This window comes from Pseudolactococcus laudensis (assembly GCF_013449735.1).
In the GTDB taxonomy this organism is placed as follows: domain Bacteria; phylum Bacillota; class Bacilli; order Lactobacillales; family Streptococcaceae; genus Pseudolactococcus; species Pseudolactococcus laudensis.
In genome coordinates this window covers 1-14723 of sequence record NZ_JACBNY010000016.1, presented here as the reverse complement: position 1 = coordinate 14723, position 14723 = coordinate 1, and the positions used below count along the sequence as shown (strand labels likewise).

Below are 14723 nucleotides of genomic sequence, written 5' to 3'. Positions count from 1 at the left end.
TGTTTACTACATCATGCCGCCCATCATAGATGGATCCATACCACCAGGCATACCTGCAGGAGCGGCTGGTTCTGGTTTATTTGCGACAACAGCCTCAGTTGTCAAAATTAAGCTCGCAACTGATGCAGCATTTTGAAGTGCTGAACGTGTGACTTTGACTGGATCGATAATACCAGTTTCAATCATATCTACCCATTCGCCTGTTGCTGCATTAAAGCCTGTTCCAGTTTCTGATTGTTTTAATTTATCAATCACGACAGAACCTTCATAGCCTGCATTTTTAGCGATTTGACGGACAGGTTCTTCAAGAGCACGTAAGACAATGTTACGGCCTGTAAGCTCATCACCTGTCAACTCGATGTCAGCAACTTGCGCAATGACATTGACAAGCGCAGTACCACCACCAGCGACAATACCTTCTTCAACTGCTGCGCGTGTGGCATTCAGAGCATCTTCAATCCGAAGTTTCATTTCTTTAAGCTCAGTTTCAGTGGCTGCACCGACTTTAATCACTGCCACACCACCTGATAATTTAGCCAGACGTTCTTGTAATTTTTCGCGATCGAAGTCAGACGTTGTTTGCTCAATCTGTGATTTAATGACAGCAGTTCGATTAGCGATAGCATCTTTTCCACCAGCGCCTTCAACGATTGTCGTTGTGTCTTTGTCAACAGTTACTTTGCTTGCTTGACCAAGAGAATCAACTGTTGCATCCTTCAAGTCAAGACCGAGATCTTCAGTGATGAGTGTACCACCAGTGAGGATAGCAATATCTTCAAGCATGGCTTTACGACGATCACCAAAGCCAGGTGCTTTGACTGCAACAACATTGAAAGTCCCACGAATTTTGTTCAAGACAAGTGTTGGTAAAGCTTCTCCGTCAACATCATCAGCAATAATCAAGAGCGGACGATTTTGTTGTAAGATTTGTTCCAATAATGGTAGAACATCTTGGATGTTTGAAATCTTTTTATCTGTGATAAGAATGTATGGATTATCAAGATCAGCAACCATTTTTTCGTTGTCTGTTACCATATATTGAGACAAGTAACCACGGTCAAATTGCATCCCTTCAACAACATCAAGTTCAGTTTCCATCCCTTTTGATTCTTCAATCGTAATGACACCATCATTGCCAACTTTTTCCATAGCTTCAGAAATATATTCGCCGACTTTTTCTGAGCGAGAAGAAACAGCAGCAACTTGCGCAATCGCTTCTTTGCCTGAAACCGGGATAGCAATATTTTTTAATGCGTCAACAGCGGTTGCAACAGACGTTTCAATTCCACGACGAATACCGATTGGATTAGCACCTGCTGTAACATTTTTTAGACCTTCGCGTACAATAGCTTGTGTCAGGACAGTCGCGGTAGTTGTACCATCACCTGCAATATCATTTGTTTTTGATGCCACTTCACTAACGAGTTTAGCACCCATATTTTCAAAATGGTCTTCCAACTCGATTTCTTTAGCGATTGTCACACCATCATTGGTAATCAAAGGTGAGCCAAATGACTTTTCTAAGACCACATTGCGACCTTTTGGTCCAAGCGTTACTTTAACTGTATCTGCTAAAACATCTACACCACGTACCATAGCTGCACGCGCATCTGATGAAAATTTAATATCTTTTGACACTTCTTCTACCTCCGTAAATTTAATTTGATGTTTCTACTTTATAAGCTGTGTTTGTTATTCTACAATCGCTAAGATGTCGTCTTCACGGACAATCAGAAATTCTTCAGAACCATCTTTAATTTCAGTTCCTGCGAATTTTTCGAAAACAACAACATCGCTAACCTTCACACCTGGCTCAATAACTTTACCATGGTGTGTATGACGGCCTTCACCAACAGCAACAACTTCTGCTGTTGATGGTTTTTCTTTTGCACTTGTCGTCAGAACGATGCCACCGACAGACTTCTCTTCTTCTTTTTTAACACGTAAAACAATACGATCACCTAATGGTTTTAACATTTGGTAAGCCTCCAATTATTTTTAATTTTTGGCACTCTGTGTGTTCGAGTGCTAACAATTCTATTATACTCAGTTGGTCAGGAATAGTCAAGGATTTTTGATTGAATAGATATAAAAATATTCAAGATAAAATGAAATGAACCACCCTTTTGGCAGTTCATGATTTTAGTGAGTGTTTCTCTCCAACCTAAACTTTTTCTTCGAGATATTATTTTGGAATAAATTGAAATTGTATTGCTTCAATTCTTTTAGATTGACCAGTTGTCCCAGCCACTTCACCTTCATTTTGCCACTCTTGCCAACCAATACCTTGGACATGGACACGATATTTAACCGTATATTTCTTGGACAAGTCATTTTTAAAGCTTATTTTAACTGCTTCCAAGCGTTTCGCTTGACCTATTACCCCTGCAGTACCTAAATTTGTCTGCCAACCAATACCTTGGACATGCCCCTCAATTTGGATATTCTCTTTTTTACCCTGATACAAAAGTTCAAAAGCCTCTAATCGTTTTGAAATACCAACAGTTCCTGAAATCGTATTAAGTTCAACGTAACCTAACCAACCAAAACTCTGAATATGAGAACGATACGAAAAATCAGCATTTGATGGTTTAGAGCTACCTTGGAAAGACTTTTTAGGCACTAATTTAATTTGAATAGCTTCAATTCTTTTACCTTGTCCAGTCGTACCTGCAACTTGACCATTTTTCACCCAACCTTGCCAGCCAATATTTTGAACATGTACTCGATACTCAATATCATAATAATCCGATACACCATTATTTAGCGTAATCTCAACAGCTTCAATTCTTTTGCTTTGTCCAGTCGTACCTGCAATTTCACCTGATTTTTTCCAATCTTGCCAACCAATCTCTTGAACATGAGCTCTATATTGTATCGCTTTATCAATTGAAGTATTTCCAGAAGAAATCCGCATCGCTTCAACAGCTAGACCATATCCTGTTGAACCAGAAAGTGCACCATCTACAACATTGTTCATCCAACCTACCTCACTCACATGGGTCTCATAATTGATATCTAATGAAGTAGCTTGAGCCAAATTCTTTGCAGGTAATTTCACAGGTGGTGATACTGGAATTGTCGAAAAATCTCCCATATAGATGTAGCCTTGGAATCCAGCTCCCATATTTTTTTTATTGAATTTTCTAGTTCTAAACATAAAACCACCCCAACTTGACTCCGATATAGTCAGGATATCCCCATTTATTTCTTCAACGACTGCAACGTGACCGTAGCCACCTCCTTCTGGACTACCCCAGCAAACAACCGATCCAAGTCGAGGTGTCTGACCTGAAGAATATTTTCCAGCATTATAGCCCCACCATTCTTTCGCATTACCTCTCGAAAGACTCGGTTTAGAACCTAATATTTCATAAGCCCTTCCCCATGCATAAGCTGTACAGTTAGGCATACCGTACCCTGCTTTATAGAATACATTGTTACTGAAATAGTAAGCATTAGAAGGTGTTGGCGCAGTTAAGCGAGACTTAAATCCTGTACTATGTGTTTTAATTAGTGATACGCCCTGCACCTGCGCTAGATATACTTCTTGTAATTCTTCTGGAATACCGATTCCTGTTTTTTCTTTAACAACCTCATCATTGACCTCTGCTGATATACTTTGACTCATTTCAGCTCTGACTGCTCCTGGTGATGTTAAAATAGGCGTAAGTAACCCTAATACGATCGTTGAAATAAGCGCTATTTTTTTAAAATTTTTCTCTATTTTCATTTTAAACACCCTTTTTAAACAACGCTAAAATCAAAACGATAAATCTTCAGCCTCTAACATAACACTTGAGACATCATCAACTTGATTTTCTCTTAGAGCAACAGCTGCGCGGCTTTCTAATAGGTTAAACTGCTGGCATAAGACTTCTGTCACATAGTGTACCACGCCTGCCTTATCTTCATAACGTCGTGTCCTAAGCTCCCCCTCAATTGAGACCAAACTTCCTTTTTTAGCGTAGGATGCAAACAACTCTGCCGGTTTTCCCCCAATAATAATGCTCAGAAAATCCGCATCGCGTTGTCCGTCAGCATTCTTAAATTGCCGGCTAACAGCTAAGGTCACGCGCAAGACAGATTTATCTGTCGGTGTTTTCTTCACCTCAGGGTGGGCAGTCAAGCGCCCAATTAATAAACTTTTATTTAGCATATAAAAAATCCTCCTATCTACTTATACGTAAATAAAAGGATTTTGTTTTGTCTATTTTCTTATTTATGCCAATGTTTAGCTGGATCAAAGGCAGTGCCTGGGATTTCGCTCGCTGAGAGTTCAATAATACCACGTTTTTGTGGGGCATTTGGTAAAGCTAATTCTCGTGGGCTTGCCATCATACCAAAGCTAGGTTCGCCACGAAGTTGGCCTGCAAAGATTAATGCACCACTTGGCATCATCGCACCAGGTAGCGCTACGATTGTTTTCAGACCCACACGCGCATTAGGTGCACCTGCTACGATTTGAATCGTTTTATCTTCAGCTATCTTAACTTGTGCGATATTGAGGTGATCTGAATCCTGATGTGGCACGAGGTCTACAATCTCACCAACCACAAATTTAGGCGCATGATCAGGAATCAAGACATCATCAAAGCCAGCGGCTTTAATCGCAACGTTTAGTTTATCAATATCGGCGTCTGAAAGGTCAACTTGACCATTTCCCGTAATTGGAAACAAAGTTGACGCGTCAAAAAAGTTCCAAGCAACAACTTCACCGTTGTCCTCACGCATAACTTTAGCAACATTGTCCTTGCGCGTTGCCGTTAATTTTTCACCCTGATTGTCCCCTGTAATCAACATCAAGACATCATTTAAGTGGGTGTTATAAATCGCAATCATTTTATTTTCTACTCCTTTAGAAAAGCGTCTTAACTTTTGACACTGGTTAAGAACGCAGTCACTTCTTCTTTTGTTTTTCGTAATTTATTGACCAGTCGGCCTGTTTCTTTACCATCTTCAATCACGACAAAGCTAGGAATCCCCATAATTCCCCATTCAATGGCAACATCGATATAAACATCTCGGTCAACTTCAATAAAGGTATATTCTGGATACGCTGCTTCAATTTCTGGCATGGCTGGTTTAATAAAAGAACAGTCCCCACACCAATCTGCTGTGAAAAAGAAAACGTTACGACCTTTTTCGACATATGTTGCTAATTCTTCTACACTATTCGGAATGATCATTTTACTTCTCCTCTAGCTACTATAGCTTCTTCTGACTCGTGTGTTTCTACAATTCGCAAAGTGTCGGCATCGATTTCAAACGTTATAACTGTGCCATCCTGACGAATGATGCCACCTTCATGAACATGAAAAAGAATTGGCTCCATCACAATCCAACTAGTTAATATATCATCAAACATAAAATGCTGTTTGGCCAAAGCCAATAGCTTACTTAGATTTTTATCTTTGCGCTTTTGATAGAGCGCGCTGACACTGACGACCAGACTTGCACCGACAAGTGCGCCCACTCCAATTTTCAAAATTTTCTTCATGTATATATTTTAGCATAAATTTGAGCCACTCGCTAACTGATTGTGTTTTTCACCCCATCTCGTCATTATTTTGGTATCATGGAAATATAATGAATAAAAAGCTAACTTACCTCAAGTTAGCTGAGCGATTTAAGGAGAAATCACAACATGTCGATTACATTTGACAAAATCAAAGCTATTACTGAAATTCAAGCAACATCTGGTTTTGAGCGCCCCATGCAAGACTTCATTCGCCAAAATATCACCCCTAACGTCGATGAGGTGCAAACCGATGGCCTAGGCGGGATTTTTGGTATCAAACACGCCTCAGACGCGACTGCTCCACGGATCATGGTAGCAGGTCACATGGACGAAGTTGGCTTCATGGTCAGCAAAATTAAGCCTGACGGCACACTGCGTGTCGTTTCGCTCGGCGGTTGGAATCCACTCGTCATCTCAGCGCAACGTTTCACTTTATTTGCCAGAAATGGTGTTGAAATTCCGGTCATCACGGGTGGCGTACCGCCACATCTCATGCGTGGAGCAGGTGGAGCCCCTGCCATGCCTCAAGTAGAGGACATTATTTTCGACGCAGGCTTTGCAGATAGTACAGAGGCCGAAAGATTTGGCGTCCATCCTGGTGCTGTCATCGTTCCTCAAACTGAGGCCATTCTGACTGCCAACAAAAAAAGCGTTATCAGCAAATCTTGGGATAATCGCTACGGTTGCCTCATGGTGACTGAGCTTTTAGCGCATCTCAACGATAACAAAATTCAACTGCCAAATACCCTTATCGCAGGCGCCAATGTTCAAGAAGAAGTTGGCCTTCGTGGCGCACATGTTTCAACGACCAAGTTCAATCCCGATCTGTTCTTCGCCGTCGACTGTTCACCTGCCCAAGATACTTTTGATGCCAGTGCTGATGGTCGCATCGGTGACGGCACATTGATTAGAATATTCGATCCCGGTCATATCTTATTGCCAACTATGCGTGATTTCTTACTGGATACCGCAGAATCAGCTGGCGTTAAATATCAGTACTATGTCTCAAAAGGCGGCACTGATGCTGGTGCTGCTCACCTGAAACATGCAGGCATTCCATCGACAACAATTGGTGTTTGTGCCCGCTATATCCACAGCCATCAAACCCTCTTCTCACTGGAAGATTTTGATACAGCACAAGCTTTCTTACAAGAAATTGTGCAACGCTTGGATCGGTCAACTGTTGACTTGATTCGGGGAACTGGGGTGTAAAATATATATAAAAAGTTCTATGATGTGTGATGTCATAGAACTTTTTTGTTGTTTCGATTAGTCTAGTGTATCTAATCTGTAATTGACGATTCGATTAATCAAATTTGTTGGGTAGTTTGGATCTGTCGCATAGCCTCCATCTTTCAAGGCTTGGGCTGCATTTTGATAGGTTTTTGCATTGCTACGCCATGCAGCTTGATAGCGATAGGCAGAACCATTTTTAGTTGTTTTGATTTTCGTCACGTAATCTTTCAAAGATTCAGCCTGACTCGAATATTTACGAAAATCAGCCATGACTTGAACGGTTTGACCGTTCACAACCTCGTTCGTTAGAGCTGTATATTTATCACCCTTCCAACCGGCATCAGCTTTAATACCAAAGAGGTTATTGGCTTTTGTCGCCAACTCGCTTTGTCCCCAAGCACTCTCAGCAATAGCTTGACTCAGCATGATAGATGGGAATAAGTCATTATCTTTCGCTAGTTTTTGCGCATCTTGATAGAGGGCATTGAACCATGCTTTTTGAGTATCATTTGTTCCGGTTAAATTGTTTAGATTAAACAAGGTATTCCAACCGATTGAGAAGTTTGCTGTATTGCCACTTGATGTTTTTGCTTCAACATAAATCAAATACTGACCAGCTTTTGGCAATTTTACAGTAATCCAGTTAGAGGGCGTATTCGCAACAATCACTGTCCACTTCTTATTACTGATATCATAATATTGCCAAGTGAATGTTGTTTGGCTGTTAGCCCTATAGGCGATTCCGAAGTCAACTTCAGAATTATCTGGAGTAATTTTACGCCAGGTCATTCCCGATAGGCTAACAGACTCATCGACATTCCAACCGATGCTGTAATCTTGTGTAGTTCCTTCAGCATTAGTCGCTTTGACATAAATCAAATATTGGTCTGCATGTGGGGCCTTGAAGGTAACCCAGTTCGAACCTGTTTTAGTCGCAATCGATGACCATGTTTTATTACTCAGATCATAATACATCCAATCAAAAGTGACTTTACTTTTTGACTGGTAGGAAACGCCAATGTTGGCCTCGCCGTTATCTGCCGTTAATTTTTGCCAGGTCATCCCTGATAGCTTCAACGGTTCGTCTACATTCCAGCCTATGTTGTAATCTCTCGATTCCCCCTCAGCATTAGTCGCTTTAACATAAATCAAATACTGACCTGGGTGTGGTGCTTTAAAAGTCACCCAGTTAGATCCCGTATTCCCTGCAAATGTTGTCCACGTTTTCTGGCTAATATCGTAGTACTGCCAGTTAAAAGTCACTTTACTTTTAGACTGATAAGTAATCCCAAAGTTAATTTCTGAGTTATCTGATGTCAGTTTTTGCCAAGTCATGCCACTCAGATTTAATGAAGAAGATGAGTAATAGTAATCAACCAAATCTCGGAATTGATTCATATCGTAGCCAAATCTTGACCAGTATTCATCTGGATCGACGTGGTCTGTCGTCTGGTTAAACTTGTAAGAAATCATTTTATGACTGGCTAAATTTCCATCAGGCTTGGTGGATAAATCATTCTTTTGCGGACTGCTCGGGCTTGACATTAATTTCGGAGCACCCATGCCATACTTAATCATTTGATCAGCAGTCCATTTGGCAAGTGTCGCAATTTCTTTATAAAATGCCGCACTCGTGTTCACACGCATTTGCTCAATCTGGATACCATACTGATTGCCCCAACCACCTGAACCCCAAGATTTCTTGGCTTTGTCTGCTATGGTAATCAGCTGTGAGCCATCAACAAATGAGTGAACAAAAGCATTATCTTGCGTTCTAACCATGTAGTCGATAGACCCATTAATAGACCCACCATCAACACCCACTTCATGGATAATGACCATCTTCGGTTTACCATCGGTATAGTCCATTTTGATGCCACCATTTTTGCTTGAATCTTGATTATAAATTCTTCCAAGCGATAACGTTTCATCTGCCGGTTTAACTTTATTATTAATAATATAGTCATTGACTGCACTTGCAGAAACACTAATGGAAGTTAACATTCCAATTGTAACTATAATTAAGCCTACTAGTTTTATTGTTATTTTATTATTTATCTTATCCACAGTACACCTCGTTTAGTCCAATAATTTTAGGGCACCTCTAAAAACTCAAATTTACCACTTTTGGCTAAATTTACCTATCGCGTCGTTATTGCTCCGAACCTTACAGCAGTAAGCTTTGTCGCAATGCCTAGCGCTAGAAAAATTTATCTCAAAAGTTATCAAAAGCAGTTTTTAGAGGTACCCTTTATTGTAACATATCCTCATAGCTTTTCAAAATATTACGAGCGAAAACACAAGCTATTTATACAGATTGCTTCTAATATCAAAAATATTTTAATCCTAAACACAATACTTTATCGCCATCCTCAACATTTAATCTCATTATAACTGACATTAGTCACACCTCTCAATACAAAAAAAACCATGTACTCGTATACATAGTTTTATGTTCTTAACGCAAGATCTCTTCACATATTACCCATTACTTAAGCTGATTAGTTGTAAAATAATCAATCCCAAAGTCTAAATAACGATTAACCGAGTTCAATGGTGTTGTCCAAATACCGACTTTTCTGCCATTTTCATGCAATAAATTTGAAACTTCGGGTGACATAAAAGCATCATTGATGTCTAAACCAGTATTCGGCATCTCCTTAATGAGCGCATCAAACTGTATTTGTGTAAAATTACCCGCATATAGCAGTGACATTTCAAGCGTTTGATTTTGCTGATAGACGAGTTTCAAATCGTCTAAATAAAAGCTAATAATCAGGGCTTGGCTGGTGAGATTATAGGTATTAAGCGCATGCAATAAATTCGCAATATCATTTGGCGTGATCCGTTCAGGTCCTTCTTTAATTTCTATCACCGGTCTCGCTCCTATCTGATTCATAATACCTAAATACTCTTCTAGGGTTGCAATTGTAAGACCAGGATAATTTTGGATATTAACGCCGTTTTTTATTTTCAAACTTTTGATTTGAGCCAACGTTAAATCAGAAACTCTACCACTACCATTACTCATCCGATCAACCGTGCTGTCATGACTGATGATCCAATGATGATCTTTCGTCAGCAAAATATCTGTTTCTACACCGTAGGCACCTATAGCCAAAGTAAATGCAGCCGTCGTATTTTCTGGCGCAATTGACGAATTACCTCTATGGGCAATTAACTTGGTCATGTTCTGACTTTCATTACTTAAAATGGTACCATCGGTAGTCACTTTATGCCTACTTTTTTCATTCCAACCAATGACATAGTCTTTCGTCAGACCATTTGGCGTTTTAGCTTCAACACGGATCAAATATTGACCAACATGAGGCGCACTAAATGTCGTCCAGTTTGATGGCGTTTGATCAGTAATGGTATGCCACTCTTTTTTACTGATATCGTAATATTGCCAATTATAAGTAACTGATGTATTCGTCTCAGAAGAAATGCCAAAATTACTATCAGTTAAATCATTAGGAACAATTTGCCAAGTCATCCCTTTCAAATTAATCGTTTCATTCGCAACTTGCCATCCAATAGAATAAGTTTTCTCTATCCCGTTAGCTGTTCTTGCAGAAACATAGATTAGATATTGGCCACTGTGTGGCACACTAAAATAAATCCAATTAGATGTTATATCTTTCGCGATAGGATGCCATTCTTTTTTGGTAATATCGTAATATTGCCAAGTAAAAGTCACCTGATTGTTACTTATATAAGCCACACCGATTGATGCCTTAGAACAATCTTTTGTCACGTTTTGCCAGGTCATCCCTTTTAGATTAAGTGTATCATCAGCTACCTTCCAACCAATCGTATAGGTGTCAGACTGCCCTTCGGCATTTGTCGCAATGACATGAATTAAATATTGCCCTGAATGGGGTGCTTTAAAAGTAATCCAGTTTGAAGAGGTACTTGGATTAATAGTCATCCAAGCTTTATTTGTAAGGTCATAATACATCCAGTTAAAGACCAGATCACTTTTGGACTGATGCGCCACACCAAAGTTAACTTCTGAACCAGTACTTGTGATTTTTTGCCAAGTCATACCGGTAAGTTTTACTTTAGACGTCCTGCTAGCTTTTGTTGCTGAACTGTCGAGCCTTGCTTGACTTATAATCCCCTCCTCCTTTTCAGAAACATTGGGTACCGTTGTGGTATTTTGATTTAACAAATCACTATTTAAAATTGACTTCTTTTTTGTTGCTTCTGTAACTGCAACCTTATTTGTATCACTTTTCATGTTTGAAAGCGGGGGTGATTCTTCCGCATGCGCCATGACAACATTGTTTAATAAAAAAACAAAAGCCAGACTTAACAATATTCTTTTTTTCATATAAATATACCTGATAACTACTTGTTAAGTATTATTGAACACTCTGAACTCTTTTAGAGATATTAGCAATTAAATCAAAATTATACTGACCATTTGTCATGACCACTAAAATATAGGGCTGACTAGAGTAAACGATACCGGCATCATTCCGAATATCCCATAGAAAACCAACTTTATCAGCAGTGATGATACCTGTACCACTAGGGATACCTGAGCGATAATTTTGTTTTTTCATCAAATCAAGTAAGTAATTGATATTACTATTGCTAGAATTTGTATAATAGTATTTTAATATCTTGACTAAGTCTTCCGCACTTGTGGTTGCTCGATCTGAATAATTATAGATACCCGCATAACCCTTAATTTTCAAAAAACTATCAATATTGTTATAACCATAGTTTGACTTAACCCATTCAGGAAAGGCATTCCCCGAATTAATAATCATATCGTAAAATCCTGTCATAAATGTTCCATTACTGAATCTAGTATTCCAATTAGCTCTACCAGACTCTATCAGGTCAAACACATATAAGGAAATAAATAACTTATAGGTAGAAGCTGAAGTTACTAAACTCTTACCATTTTTATAGACAGATTCTCCAGTTACTAGGTTATAATAGCCCGCACTCATCACATTGTTAGAACTATTGAAAATCGGTAGAATCTCGCCTAGTCCGTCTTTAGAAAAAACTTGCCACCCTATACTATAGGTAGCGGTCGTACCTTCTTTTGTTCTAGCTTCAACATGAATCAAATATTGACCATAATGAGGAGAATTAAACGTTATCCAATTTGATGTCGTATCCTTTAAAATTTGATGCCATTCTTTTTTGGCAATATCATAATACTGCCAAGTAAAAGTCAGTTTGCTATTGGTTGTGTAAGCAATACCTATATTAGCACTAGACGCATCTTTTTTCAAGTGTTGCCAAGTCATACCAGTTAAATTAACAGTATCAGCAGTTACATTCCAACCAATATCATATGTTACCGTCTTACCAGACTCTGTTTTGGCCTCAACATGAATTAAATACTTACCAGAACGCGGTAAAGTAACCGTCATCCAATTGGATGTGGTATCTTTTGCAACTATATGCCATTCCTTTTTAGTAATGTCGTAGTATTGCCAGGTGAAAGTCAGTTTGCTGTTACTTGTATAAGCAACCCCGATATTTGCTTTTGATGCATTTTTTTCAAGAGTTTGCCAAGTCATCCCTTTTAATACGGCAGTCTCTGGTTCTACATTCCAACCTATCGTATACTCTTTAGTCTCACCTTCAGCAGTCGTCCCATAAACATGAATTAAATATTGACCAACATGAGGTGCTTTAAAAGTAATCCAATTTGAAGCAGTATTTGAATTGATTGTCTCCCAAGTTTTATTACTGATATTATAATACTGCCAGTTAAATATAACGTCGCTTTTCGATTGGTAGGCAACACCAATATTAACATCTGAACCAGTACCTGTATTTTTTTGCCAAGTCATCCCATTAAGACTTAGCGTGCCTGACGATGGCTCTTTTTTGGGAGGAGTATATGTGGTCGTTTGACTAGCATTATCCTCTGAATTTTCAGAAGTTTGTGGTGGCGATGTTGGTTTTTGATTTGATTGTGAACTATTCAACATAGTTGCTTCTGTTGTTGGTGCCGTTTCTGCTACCATGTTCTGTGTTCTTTTATCTTCAGAAAGTGAAGACGAATCTGTAGCTGATACAACTAAACCAGTACTTGACAAAACGATTAAAACTAACGTTATTATTTTTTTCATCATCCTGCACTCCTATCATTTTTTATTTTTCTAAATTTCGACCTATAAAAATAGTTCTGGCAATGGTTTTTATCCAGAACTATATTTTACAACCATATTCTTTTCAACAAAGTTTTTTCGTTTGTTGCAGATAATTTCCTACTCAACTTTGATTAGAAGTATGCAACTATTCAAGGCTTAGGCTTGATAACTACATTGCAAACTAGCAAAAAGTTAAAGGTATTTTAGATCTTAATAATCTGGTCTTCCAAAACCAACTAATCCATAGGCTTTATTCGGATCCTTATAGTTTGTATAGTAATATGAAACATAGTCGCCAGTATTACCTGAAATTGTTCTGACCGTCCCATCCGCACCTACGTAATCTACAATCGTAGTATGGCCTGGTCCAATAGGCCAAGGCAGATTTGGCCAATCAAAGATGGCAATGTCTCCCACTTGAGGTGTGCTCCGGGGGCTATACAACTGACCTTTGGATTGGAAATAATTATAGTAAGTTTGTAGTAAGTGAGTCATCGGTACCAAATCTCCCATACCGCTCTCATTAAAAACGTAGGTAACAAAAATTGTACACCAACCAACGGGGTCGGAACCGTACCAATTAATAAATGGTTGCCCACCTTTTTGGCCGCCATAAGAACTTGCTTTAGAGATGATTTTATTAATCCGCTCTTCTTTAGTTGTTACATTCCAACCAATATTATAGGTCGCACTCTGTCCACCCTTTGTTTTAGCTTCAACATAAATCAAATACTGACCTGTATGAGGCGCATTGAAAGTGATCCAATTTGAGGGGGTATCTTTTGTAATGATATGCAACTCTTTTTAGCAATATCATAATATTGCTAAGTAAAGATTACTGGACTATTAGCCTGATAACTAATACCAATATTAGCTTTTGCACCATATTTATCAACCTTCTGCCAAGTCATACCTTTCAGGGTCACAAATTCAGTCTCCACAGTCCAGCCAATATCATAAGTGGAAGTCTGCCCACCTGCAGTTTTCGCTTCAACATGAATCAAATACTGGCCCGTATGGGGTGCATTGAAAGTGATCCAATTTGAGGTGGTATCTTTTGCAATAACCTGCCATTCTTTTTTAGCAATATCATAGTATTGCCAAGTAAAAGTCACCGGACTATTTGATTTATAAGATACGCCGATATTAGCTTTTGCTCCCAAACCATCAAGTGTCTGCCAAGTCATACCTTTTAAAGATATGGACTCAGCTGCAACATTCCAACCAATCGCATACTCTTTTGTTTCGCCTGCTTCATTTGTCCCATAAACATGTATCAAATATTGGCCCGCATGAGGTGCTTTGAAGGTTATCCAATTGGATATTGTATTTGCGTTCATTGTAACCCAATTTTTTTGACTAATATCATAATATTGCCAATTAAAAACAACACGACCTTGAGATTGATAGGCTATCCCAATATTAGCTTCTGAATTGTCTTCTTTAACTTTTTGCCAAGTCATTCCCCCAAGACTAAAATTAGCTTCGCTAGAAACTTTTACTTTTTGGGGGTCCGGAGCTGACGTCGTCGTTTCTTGCGCAGCTCCTCCTTCGTTGATAAAATCACTTAAGGGCACCTCTAAAAACGTATGAAAAGAGGTATAATAGATTAACAATAAGCTAACGAGGTATTGAAGATGAATTTATTTGGAGATAGCGACTATCTTGAAAAATTAAGTTTAAAAGGAGACCCTCTTGAGCGGCTAGAAAGAGTGGTTGATTTCGAGTGTTTTCGCCCAACTCTTAACCGGATTTTTAAGTATGATTTAAAAAACAAATCTCATGGTGGTAGACCGCCCTATGACCTTGTTTTAATGTTGAAAATTCTAATTTTACAA

The 14723-nt window shown here is 38.9% G+C and carries 14 protein-coding genes; 2 read left to right on the top strand and 12 right to left on the bottom strand.

The annotated features are described in order from the left end of the window. Positions 1 to 6 precede the first annotated feature (6 nt). The 7 genes from groL to HZR21_RS08440 form a co-directional block, all read right to left on the bottom strand. Positions 7 to 1638: a chaperonin GroEL gene (gene groL, locus HZR21_RS08470; RefSeq protein ID WP_180747281.1), complete on the bottom strand. Its 1632-nt coding sequence runs from the start codon at positions 1636 to 1638 to the stop codon at positions 7 to 9. A gap of 54 nt (positions 1639 to 1692) precedes the next feature. Beyond that, the gene (gene groES / locus HZR21_RS08465; RefSeq protein ID WP_180747280.1) at positions 1693 to 1977 is read right to left on the bottom strand and encodes a co-chaperone GroES; all 285 of its coding nucleotides are present in this window, start codon (positions 1975 to 1977) and stop codon (positions 1693 to 1695) included. 208 nt (positions 1978 to 2185) lie between these two features. Beyond that, the gene (locus HZR21_RS08460) at positions 2186 to 3733 is read right to left on the bottom strand and encodes a CHAP domain-containing protein (RefSeq protein ID WP_180747279.1); all 1548 of its coding nucleotides are present in this window, start codon (positions 3731 to 3733) and stop codon (positions 2186 to 2188) included. Positions 3734 to 3763: 30 nt separating this feature from the next. Continuing rightward, the gene (locus HZR21_RS08455) at positions 3764 to 4159 is read right to left on the bottom strand and encodes a single-stranded DNA-binding protein (protein ID WP_180747278.1); all 396 of its coding nucleotides are present in this window, start codon (positions 4157 to 4159) and stop codon (positions 3764 to 3766) included. A gap of 59 nt (positions 4160 to 4218) precedes the next feature. Beyond that, entirely contained in the window at positions 4219 to 4842 is a 624-nt protein-coding gene (gene ytpR, locus HZR21_RS08450; protein ID WP_180747277.1) for a YtpR family tRNA-binding protein, read from the bottom strand. A gap of 29 nt (positions 4843 to 4871) precedes the next feature. Continuing rightward, on the bottom strand, positions 4872 to 5189 hold the full coding sequence (locus HZR21_RS08445) for a thioredoxin family protein (RefSeq protein ID WP_180747276.1): 318 nt from the start codon (positions 5187 to 5189) through the stop codon (positions 4872 to 4874). Beyond that, a complete protein-coding gene (locus tag HZR21_RS08440) occupies positions 5186 to 5500 on the bottom strand; it encodes a hypothetical protein (protein ID WP_180747275.1) in 315 nt (104 codons plus the stop codon). The genes HZR21_RS08445 and HZR21_RS08440 overlap by 4 nt, the downstream gene beginning before the upstream one ends. A 147-nt stretch (positions 5501 to 5647) precedes the next feature. Between HZR21_RS08440 and pepA the strand changes: the two genes are divergently transcribed. Continuing rightward, positions 5648 to 6733, top strand: coding sequence for a glutamyl aminopeptidase (gene pepA / locus HZR21_RS08435; RefSeq protein ID WP_180747274.1), 1086 nt, complete (start codon positions 5648 to 5650; stop codon positions 6731 to 6733). A gap of 57 nt (positions 6734 to 6790) precedes the next feature. On the opposite strand, the gene HZR21_RS08430 is transcribed toward pepA, so the two are convergent. From HZR21_RS08430 to HZR21_RS08410, 5 genes are all read right to left on the bottom strand, one after another. Next, a complete protein-coding gene (locus tag HZR21_RS08430; protein WP_180747273.1) occupies positions 6791 to 8761 on the bottom strand; it encodes a glucosaminidase domain-containing protein in 1971 nt (656 codons plus the stop codon). Between the two features lie 484 nt (positions 8762 to 9245). Further along, entirely contained in the window at positions 9246 to 11093 is a 1848-nt protein-coding gene (locus HZR21_RS08425) for a glycerophosphodiester phosphodiesterase family protein (RefSeq protein WP_180747272.1), read from the bottom strand. Between the two features lie 31 nt (positions 11094 to 11124). Further along, positions 11125 to 12864, bottom strand: coding sequence for a serine hydrolase (locus HZR21_RS08420; protein WP_180747271.1), 1740 nt, complete (start codon positions 12862 to 12864; stop codon positions 11125 to 11127). 231 nt (positions 12865 to 13095) lie between these two features. Next, positions 13096 to 13683, bottom strand: coding sequence for a CHAP domain-containing protein (locus HZR21_RS08415; protein ID WP_180747270.1), 588 nt, complete (start codon positions 13681 to 13683; stop codon positions 13096 to 13098). Between the two features lie 26 nt (positions 13684 to 13709). Continuing rightward, entirely contained in the window at positions 13710 to 14462 is a 753-nt protein-coding gene (locus HZR21_RS08410) for a hypothetical protein (RefSeq protein ID WP_180747269.1), read from the bottom strand. Between the two features lie 60 nt (positions 14463 to 14522). On the opposite strand from HZR21_RS08410, the gene HZR21_RS08405 reads away from it, so the two are divergent. Beyond that, a partial coding sequence (locus HZR21_RS08405) for a transposase (protein ID WP_489752620.1) occupies positions 14523 to 14723 on the top strand: 201 nt, incomplete at its 3' end.

Excerpts from the sequence above, each read along its gene's own strand:
- groES (WP_180747280.1), bottom strand. The coding sequence starts at position 1,977 with ATGTTAAAACCATTAGGTGATCGTATTGTTTTACGTGTTAAAAAAGAA.
- HZR21_RS08460 (WP_180747279.1), bottom strand. The coding sequence starts at position 3,733 with ATGAAAATAGAGAAAAATTTTAAAAAAATAGCGCTTATTTCAACGATC.
- HZR21_RS08455 (WP_180747278.1), bottom strand. The coding sequence starts at position 4,159 with ATGCTAAATAAAAGTTTATTAATTGGGCGCTTGACTGCCCACCCTGAG.
- ytpR (WP_180747277.1), bottom strand. The coding sequence starts at position 4,842 with ATGATTGCGATTTATAACACCCACTTAAATGATGTCTTGATGTTGATT.
- HZR21_RS08445 (WP_180747276.1), bottom strand. The coding sequence starts at position 5,189 with ATGATCATTCCGAATAGTGTAGAAGAATTAGCAACATATGTCGAAAAA.
- HZR21_RS08440 (WP_180747275.1), bottom strand. The coding sequence starts at position 5,500 with ATGAAGAAAATTTTGAAAATTGGAGTGGGCGCACTTGTCGGTGCAAGT.
- pepA (WP_180747274.1), top strand. The coding sequence starts at position 5,648 with ATGTCGATTACATTTGACAAAATCAAAGCTATTACTGAAATTCAAGCA.
- HZR21_RS08430 (WP_180747273.1), bottom strand. The coding sequence starts at position 8,761 with ATGTTAACTTCCATTAGTGTTTCTGCAAGTGCAGTCAATGACTATATT.
- HZR21_RS08425 (WP_180747272.1), bottom strand. The coding sequence starts at position 11,093 with ATGAAAAAAAGAATATTGTTAAGTCTGGCTTTTGTTTTTTTATTAAAC.
- HZR21_RS08420 (WP_180747271.1), bottom strand. The coding sequence starts at position 12,864 with ATGAAAAAAATAATAACGTTAGTTTTAATCGTTTTGTCAAGTACTGGT.